This is a genomic window from Nocardia carnea, assembly GCF_029868325.1.
In the GTDB taxonomy this organism is placed as follows: Bacteria; Actinomycetota; Actinomycetes; order Mycobacteriales; family Mycobacteriaceae; genus Nocardia; species Nocardia carnea_C.
Genome location: NZ_JARWNW010000311.1, coordinates 42,643 through 50,687 on the forward strand (window position 1 = coordinate 42,643; position 8,045 = coordinate 50,687).

An 8,045-nucleotide genomic window follows, 5' to 3' on the forward strand; every position below is an offset into this window, starting at 1 on the left:
CCAGCGTCACGACCGGGCACCGTCCAACTGCGGTTTCGGCGCCGTTATCGCATGCAGAAACCAGGGTCTAACTGCTGCTATATCTGTTGCGTATCGTGTGCGGGAGTGTCGGATATTGGCGACCGGCCACGGACCCGTGTGTGCTGCCGATGTGAAACCGATCCGATCCGAATTCCGCGTCCCGCGCCGATCGCTGGCGGCCCTACTGGCCGTTACCGCGTTCGCCGTCACCGCATGCGGTTCCGATCCGAGCGAGCCCTCCACCTCGGCGCCGGTCACGATCAGCCCACCGGCCGTTGCCGACCTCAGCAATACGCTGATGGAGATCCAGGAACGCCACGACGTGCTGTTCGGGATCGCCGCCTACAGCCCGACAGGTGCGCGGACCTTCGAATGGAATGCCGCGGACCGGTTCGCCCTCACCTCCACCTTCAAGGTGTACGCGGTCGCCGCGCTGCTGCGCCTCGCCGAACGCGGGGAAGTGGATCTGAACGAGCGGGTGCCCATCCTGCGCGAGGACATCGTGATCGCGTCACCGACCACCAGCTACCGGGTCGGTGAGACCCTCAGCTGGTACGACCTGTGCCAAGCCGCCCTCGTGCGCAGCGACAACACGGCCGCCAATCTGATCCTGCGCCGGATCGGCGGCCCGCCCGCGGTCACCGCCCTGGCCCGCATGATCGGCGATACCGAGACCCGGCTGGACCGGTGGGAGCCCGCACTCAACGAAGCCCTCCCCGGCGATACCCGCGATACCAGCACCCCCGCCGCGTTCGCCGGTGGTCTGCACCGGCTGATCCTCGGTAACGCGCTGATCCCCGAACACCGGCGGATGCTCACCGGCTGGATGCGGTCGAGCGTCACCTCGGGGGAGCGGATGCGGGAGGGGTTACCGGTCGGCTGGGTGGCGGCGGATAAATCCGGTACCGGCGCCTACGGCACCGTCAACGATGCCGGTGTGGTGTGGAGCCCCACCGGAACCTCGGTCGTCCTGGTCATCTTCAGCCGCTCGACCATCGGCTACCCCATGGCCGCGCCCAGCAACCAGGCGATCGCCGACGCCACCACGGCCGTCCTGGAGACCGTGACCAGCTAGCGCCCGCGCCGCTACGGGGAGGTCCGAGACCGGCCGGGGGCCGATTCCGGTGTCCGTGGCTCGTCGGCCGGGCCGGGTCCGAAACACAGCGTGACCTGCTCGGTGACCGGCCGCGCCCGGCAGGCGAGGACGCGGCCACGCGCGATCTCGTCGCCGGTAATCGCCAACAGCGGGTCGGGGTCCATCTCGGCCTGCCCGTCGACGACGACGGCCAGGCAGGTTCCGCAGGAGCCGCCGAGGCACGAGTACGGGAGGTCTTCGCGCTCGTCGAGTGCGGCGTCGAGGATCGCCCGGTCTCGCGGCATGCCGAATTGCAGCGGTTCGCCGTACCCGGTGAGGGTGATCCGGCTGGTCGCGGCCCCGGCGGCGGTCCGCGGACGATCCGGCGTGCGGGTGTCGAAGAGTTCCACCCGGATTCGCGACCCCGGTACACCGCGTGTGCGTAAGGCGTCGACGGTTTCGGTGACGAGTTCTTTCGGCCCGCACAGGAACCAGCGGTCGGCATGCTGCCGGGCGATATCGGCTGCCGCCAACCGCCCGTACCGGTAGTGCAAGCCCGCATCCTGCGCTGTTCGCGGGCGCTGCCGGGACAGGTGGTGGAGGACCCGGAGCCGCCCGGGATAGCGGTCGCGCAACTCGCGCAGGGACTGCGCGAGCATGATGTTCGCGCGGTCGCGGCTGCCGTAGTACAGCGTGAAGGTGCTGTCCGGTTCGGCTCCGAGTACGGCGGCGATGATCGAGATGATCGGGGTGATCCCGGATCCGGCCGCGACCGCCGCGTACGAGGTGCGGGCAGCGGGGTCGAGTTCGGGAGTGAAAACCCCCGAAGGTTCGGAAACGTACAGCGCCGACCCGGTGATGCGCTCGTCGAGGACGTAGGACGAGAACGCGCCACCCGCTTGCCGTTTCACAGCGATACGCACCCGTCCCGCCGCCGGGGGGTCGCACAGCGAGTAGCTGCGGCGAACCGGGTCGCCGCGACGGGTTCCGCGGATCACCAGATGCTGGCCTGCGGCGTAGGCGAACCGGCTGCGCAGGTGCGCGGGGATATCGAATTCGACGATCGCACTGTCTTCGGTATCGCGGACCACCGAACGCACCACGAGCCGATGGAAACCGCGCGCGGGGCCGTGCGGTAGAGGGTCGAACAGCGGCGCGGGCCGTGGATTCCGGTTCCGGGGGAGCCGGAGCACTGCGGTGGCGGCGAGTGCGCCCACGGCGAGAGCGGCGCGGCCGGCCGGTTCGGGGCGCAGTAGCGTCTCCGGGCGGTCCAGCAGACCGGCTATCCGGGCGATACGGGTAGCGATCGCCGCGTCACGTTCGCCGACGGCCATGGCGACCCCGGCCAGCGCGCCGAGCGCCCGCAGTGGTTCGCGGCCCGCCGAATCCACATGTGGCATCGCCAGATCGAACAACTCGGTGATTCGCCACGCGTCGTCGATCGCCCGGGCGACGGCGCGGAAATACCGGCGGCGCAGGTCGTGGTCGCCGGCGGTGAGTGCGTCACCCAGCTGTTGTGCCTGCAGCGCCGAGACGGTCATTCCCTGCCCGAACGCGGGGCTGAAACTGCATACCGCGTCACCGAGCACGAGTAGTCCGTCCGGAAACCGGGTCAGCTGCTCGTAGCGGCGGCGCTGGTTGGCCGGATACCGGTAGGTGGCGATATCGCTCAGGACTTCGGCGCCCACCAGCGCTTCCCGCACATCCCGGGGCGCCACCGAGGCGGCGAAACGCCAGAACCCGTCCGGATCGGTGGGCGGGTGGTCGCGGCCGTAGCCGATCAGCGTGAGGATATGCGCACCGTCCTCCACCGCGAACAGGGCCAGCCCCCGGGCCGGGTTCTGGTTCGCGATCACGATCTCCTTGTCACCGCCGGCCGAGCGGGGCGGTAACCGCACGTATCGGCTGGCGTACTTCATATCGATCCGCACACCGTGCTCCGCGGGGCGCTCGTAGCCGAGGCCGGTAAGCCATTCGTTGATCGGACCGTGCCGGCCCAGGCAGCTCACCACCAGATCGGCGTCGAATTCCCGTCCGTCGGTTGTGCGCACGCCCGTGACCCGCGCGCGGCCCGTATCGGCGAGCAACCCGGCAACGGCGGTGTTGTCCACCAGTTCCACACCGGGGAGTGCGCGGACCCGGCCGCGTACCCGCCATTCGAGAAACGGGCGGCCGGCCTGCAGCAGCGAGTATCCGGCATCGGCCTGACGCAGAGTGTGCCCGGCCACCGTCATCCGCATTTCGGTGAGGGAGCGGCATTCGACGGCGCCGTCGGCGAGCAGTTCTGCGGTGATCCCCGGGAACAACTCCTCGAGGACGAGCCGGCCGCGGGCGAGCAATGCGTGGACGTGCCGGCCCTGCGGAACTCCCCGGCGGTCCCCGGGAGCCGACAGATCGTCGCGTTCGAGCACGACGACCTCCGCGAAATGCTCGGCCAGCACCCGGGCTGCCAGCAGACCGCCCATACTCGCGCCCAGTACCACCGCCCGGCCGCGAGCCGCCGTATTCCCGCTCCTCGCCACCGTCGTCACTCCTGGACGGTCAGCCCGACCGCCGCGGCCAGGGTCGGTGCGAGATCCAGCAGCTGACCCGGCGTGACCAGCGCGCCACGCAACGATTCCACCCCGTCGGCGATACCGATACTGTGCGCGCGCCGGAAGTCGACCTTCTTCAGCTGGGCGTTGCGCACCGTCAACGCCGACACCTCGGAACCCGGGAAGCTCACTTCCGAAAGCTTCGCGCTACCGAAATCGACATGCCGCAGCACACAATCGACGAAACGCACCTTGGTCAACCGGGCATTCCGGAAGTTCACCGAGTCCAGTTTGCAATTGTGGAAGACCACCCGCCGCAGTTCGGCACCGCTGGCCTCCACCCCCGACCAGGCCCCATCGATCACCTCTGCGTCCAGCCACGCGACGTCCGGCATATCCGTACCGGTGAACCGGACACCGTGCAGCCAGACATCGGCGAACCGGGCACCGCCGGTGACACCGTGGTCGATATGCATCGAGCGGAAGGCGCACTGGCCGAACACCGTATTGCGGAGGTCGGGTTCGCTCAGGACCATATCCTCGAACCGGGCACAGTCGTACTCACGCTCGACATCCAGATCGCCGACCGGTTCCAGCCATTGTGCAAACGGTAGATCGGCCAGTTCCCGTGGCATTCCACTCCTTCGCCGGTGACGGTAGCGATTACGCCGAATCGGTCCCACTGTAGATGGTGAAACCGTGCGGCTCGGCCTGGCATCCGAAGCTGCCGTGGCAGCCGATATCGCAGCGCCCACCCGCGTGATCGCCGGAGGATCAGTGGTCGGCGTGCTCGGGCAAGTTGATTTCGAGCCGGGCCCCGCCACGGGGCGAGGTCGACAGGCGGGCGGTGCCGGCGGCGTTGCGGACGGCTTCGGCGATGATGGCCAGGCCCAGCCCGGCGCCGCCGTGGGTGCGGCTGCGGTTGTCGTCGCGGCGTTCGAATCGGCGGAACAGCCGGTCCCGGTCGTGCTCGGGGACGCCGTCGCCGTCGTCGTCGACCCACAGCACGACCTGTCCGCCGGCGCAGCGCAGCGTGAAATCGACGCGACTGCGAGCATGGCGGCGTGCGTTGTCGGTGGCGTTGCGCACCGCCCTGGCAAGGAGTCGTTCGTCGGCGAGAACCCGGGCCGGTCCCACCGCTGCGGTATCGGTGGTGACACCGAGTTGGCGTAGCCGCCCGGCTTCGGCGAGGACGATATCGTCGAGATCGACTTCGCCACAGTTGCGGCCGGTGCCTTCATCCAGGCGGGCGAGCAGCAGCAGGTCGTCCACCAGGTCGTGTAGCCGGGCTGCCTCGCTGTCGACGACCTCGGCCAGCGACGCGAGATCGGTGGCGCCCGGATGGTGCAGCGCGACCTGGGCGTGCTGGCGGATGGCGGCCACCGGCGAGCGCAGTTCGTGCGAGGCATCGGAGACGAACCGCTGCTGGGCTCGGTGTGCGGCCTCGAGGCGGCCGAGCATCCGGTTCATTGTCGCGGCCAGCCGTGCGACCTCGTCGTTCCCGGCGGGCGGATCCACTCGCCGGGAGAGGTCCTCGCCGAGGGATTCGACGTCGAGCCGGATGCGCTCGACGGGCCGGAGCGAACGGCCGACCACCGCCCACATCAGTGCCGCGACGAACGCGCTGATGGCAGGCACCGCGACGGCCAGCAACAGGGCTGCCGATCGCACCGCGCCATCGGCGTCCTCGAGAGAGCGTGCGACGACAACGGACTGAACCGCACCCGAGGCCGGCGTGATCGGCGCCGAGTGCACGACATAGTCGACTCCGTCGAGGGGGAAGCGTTCCGCGGACGGTACCGGCAGGACGGGGCCGTCGGCGGAATCGCCCTCGGCCGCGGTGATCACGCGCCCGTCCTGCTGGAGCTGGACGATCACATCGTCGACTTCCGAGACGGGTAACAACACCGTGTCGGCGGTATCGCGGAGCCGGTGTTGTGCGTCCGCGGCGATCTGGGCGGCCTGGATATCGGCCGCCTTCGAATGTGCTGCGACCAGCGTATGGCGGAACAGCATCAGAAAACTCACCGCGCCGACTGCCAGGACCGCCAGGACGACAGCTGTGGTCGTCACCGTGATCCGTACCCGTAGCGAGGGCAACTCCAGGTCAGGCATCGGGCATCAGCCGGTATCCCGCGCCGCGGATCGTGCGGATGGTGTCGACGCCGAACGGTTTGTCGATCTTGGCCCGCAGATGCGCGATGTATACCTCGACGATATTGGAATCACCGTCGAACTCTCCGTGCCAGACGCCGGCCAGAATATCGCTCTTGGACCGGATCACACCCGGTTCGCGGGCGAAGAACGCCAGAATCGCGAATTCCCGGGCCGTCAACCGCACCGGAGTATCGCCGCGCCGGACCTCTCGGGTGGCCGGGTCGAGACGCAGACTACCCACTTGCAGCGAGGTCGGGCGTTCCGGACGTCCGCGGCGGATCAGGGCCCGGAGCCGGGCCACCAGTACCGGGAAATCGGCGGGTTTGATCACGTAGTCGTCGGCGCCGGTGTCGAGGCCTTCCACCTGATCCCATTCACCGTCCTTGGCGGTGAGCATGAGAATCGGTGTCCAGTTCCCCTCGTCCCGCAGGGCCCTGCACACCGCGTATCCGCTCATGCCCGGCATCATCACGTCCAGCACCAGCGCGTCATAGCGGACCTCACGTGCCCGCCACAAGCCGTCGGTGGCGTTGTATGCCAGATCGACAGCGAAGCCCTCGGCCTGCAGCCCTCGTCTGAGCCCGTCGGCAAAACGGATCTCGTCGTCGACCACCAGTATGCGCACGCCGCCCAGTATGAGCTGACCCGTCGTTAATGCTGGCTTAAGCATTGGCCGGGCACCATGGCCGCGGCCGTTCACATCAGAGAAGGAGTATTGCGGGATGGGCGTGACCCTCGCCAAGGGTGGCAATGTATCGCTGTCGAAACAGGCACCGAACCTGACAGCGGTGGCCGTCGGCCTGGGCTGGGATGTGCGGTCGACCACGGGGGCCGAGTTCGACCTGGATGCCAGTGCCCTGGCGACCGGACCGGATCAGAAGGTCGTCTCGGACCGGCATTTCGTGTTCTACAACAATCTGCGTTCCCCCGAGGGCAGTATCGAGCACACCGGCGACAACCTCACCGGTGAGGGCGAGGGTGACGACGAAGTGATCAATGTCGACCTGGCTGCCACGCCCCCGGCGATCACCAGCATCTTCTTTCCCGTCTCGATCCACGACGCGAACACTCGGCAGCAGTCGTTCGGGCAGGTCCGCAATGCGTTCATCCGGGTCGTCGACCGCACGACGGGTTCGGAACTGGCTCGTTACGACCTGACCGAGGATGCCTCGACCGAGACCGCCATGGTCTTCGGTGAGCTCTACCGCCACGGTGCGGAGTGGAAGTTCCGCGCGATCGGCCAGGGGTACGCCTCCGGGCTGGCCGGAATTGCCCGCGACTACGGCGTGAACATCTGACGCCGGCGGCGACCGAGCTTTCACATCCGTCCCACCTGCGGCGAGCCTGCGCTGGGCCGGTGCCCTCACCGTTACGAACAGGAGCACGATGAGTACGGCCGGATACGACCCTTTCTCCGGAACCACGGTAACCCCGGGCGGCCTGGGTAAACGCGCCGCCGCCCGCTTCGTCGACTGGATCGTCGCCGCCCTCGTCGGGGCAATCCTCTTCTGGCTGTTGAACAAATCCGCCCACGTTCCCGGGTGGGTCTCCATCCTCCCCGGCGCCGGTTTCGGCTTCCTGTACTTCCTCGGATTCGAGGTCAGCACCGGTTCCACGCCCGGTAAGAAACTGCTGGGTCTGCACGTCAACGGGGCCGGTGGAGGGCGCAAGCCCAGTGTGAAGGAGTCCGCGTTCCGCAACGCCTACATGTTGCTGAACCTGATTCCCTGTATCGGCGGTGTGCTCTGGTTCGTCGCCGCCCTCGCAATCGCTGTCACCGTGAGTTCCAGCGCCACCAAACAAGGCTGGCACGACCGCTTCGCCGACGGCACCCAGGTCGTCGAAGCGCCTTGACGCCGGGGCGGGCCGTCCGCTTACGGGCGGAACCAACCGCCTCTCCGCGAGCTTTCGAACATACTCGCTGCCCGTCCGGCGGCGAGTATGTTCGTTCGATGTCCGGCAGGGTCCCCGCCTAGTGGCCGGATCTCGGCCCACGAGCCTGCGACAGAACACCCGTCCTTGCGATCTATGCCATCGGGGGATGTCGTGGGTCGGCCGGTCGCTGCGTCACTGTCCCGGCGGGGTGACGGAGCATCGGCCAGGGGGCGCCGGCTCATACCGCGATCGGGAGTAGAGGTCTGTTCCCTCATCCGCAGGACCGGCTGAAACCGCGGGCGGTGGGGGCCGGGTGAGCGGGTTTATGGCGCCGGGGTTAGGTGGCCCCGCGCTTGGTGCCGGGGGGGCGCCGCCCGCCCGGC

Annotated in this window: 7 protein-coding genes; 3 read left to right on the forward strand and 4 right to left on the reverse strand. The window is 68.4% G+C overall.

Features of this window, described 5'->3' with window-relative positions; all coding sequences use genetic code 11:
- Positions 1-151: 151 nt before the first annotated feature.
- The gene (bla, locus tag QH196_RS30585) at positions 152-1,096 is read left to right on the forward strand and encodes a class A beta-lactamase (protein ID WP_280419326.1); all 945 of its coding nucleotides are present in this window, start codon (positions 152-154) and stop codon (positions 1,094-1,096) included.
- An 11-nt stretch (positions 1,097-1,107) separates the two neighbouring features.
- Here bla and QH196_RS30590 read toward each other — a convergent pair whose 3' ends face one another.
- From QH196_RS30590 to QH196_RS30605, 4 genes are all read right to left on the reverse strand, one after another.
- Complete coding sequence (locus QH196_RS30590; RefSeq protein WP_280419327.1) at positions 1,108-3,618, reverse strand: FAD-dependent monooxygenase; 2,511 nt, start codon at positions 3,616-3,618, stop codon at positions 1,108-1,110.
- A 5-nt stretch (positions 3,619-3,623) separates the two neighbouring features.
- Entirely contained in the window at positions 3,624-4,265 is a 642-nt protein-coding gene (locus tag QH196_RS30595; RefSeq protein WP_280419328.1) for a pentapeptide repeat-containing protein, read from the reverse strand.
- Positions 4,266-4,404: 139 nt separating this feature from the next.
- Positions 4,405-5,745, reverse strand: a complete 1,341-nt coding sequence (locus QH196_RS30600) for a sensor histidine kinase (RefSeq protein WP_280419329.1) — start codon at positions 5,743-5,745, stop codon at positions 4,405-4,407.
- Positions 5,738-6,412, reverse strand: coding sequence for a response regulator transcription factor (locus QH196_RS30605; protein WP_280419330.1), 675 nt, complete (start codon positions 6,410-6,412; stop codon positions 5,738-5,740). The genes QH196_RS30600 and QH196_RS30605 overlap by 8 nt, the downstream gene beginning before the upstream one ends.
- Positions 6,413-6,509: 97 nt before the next feature.
- On the opposite strand from QH196_RS30605, the gene QH196_RS30610 reads away from it, so the two are divergent.
- Entirely contained in the window at positions 6,510-7,085 is a 576-nt protein-coding gene (locus QH196_RS30610; protein ID WP_280419331.1) for a TerD family protein, read from the forward strand.
- Between the two features lie 88 nt (positions 7,086-7,173).
- Complete coding sequence (locus QH196_RS30615; RefSeq protein WP_280419332.1) at positions 7,174-7,641, forward strand: RDD family protein; 468 nt, start codon at positions 7,174-7,176, stop codon at positions 7,639-7,641.
- Positions 7,642-8,045 lie beyond the last annotated feature (404 nt).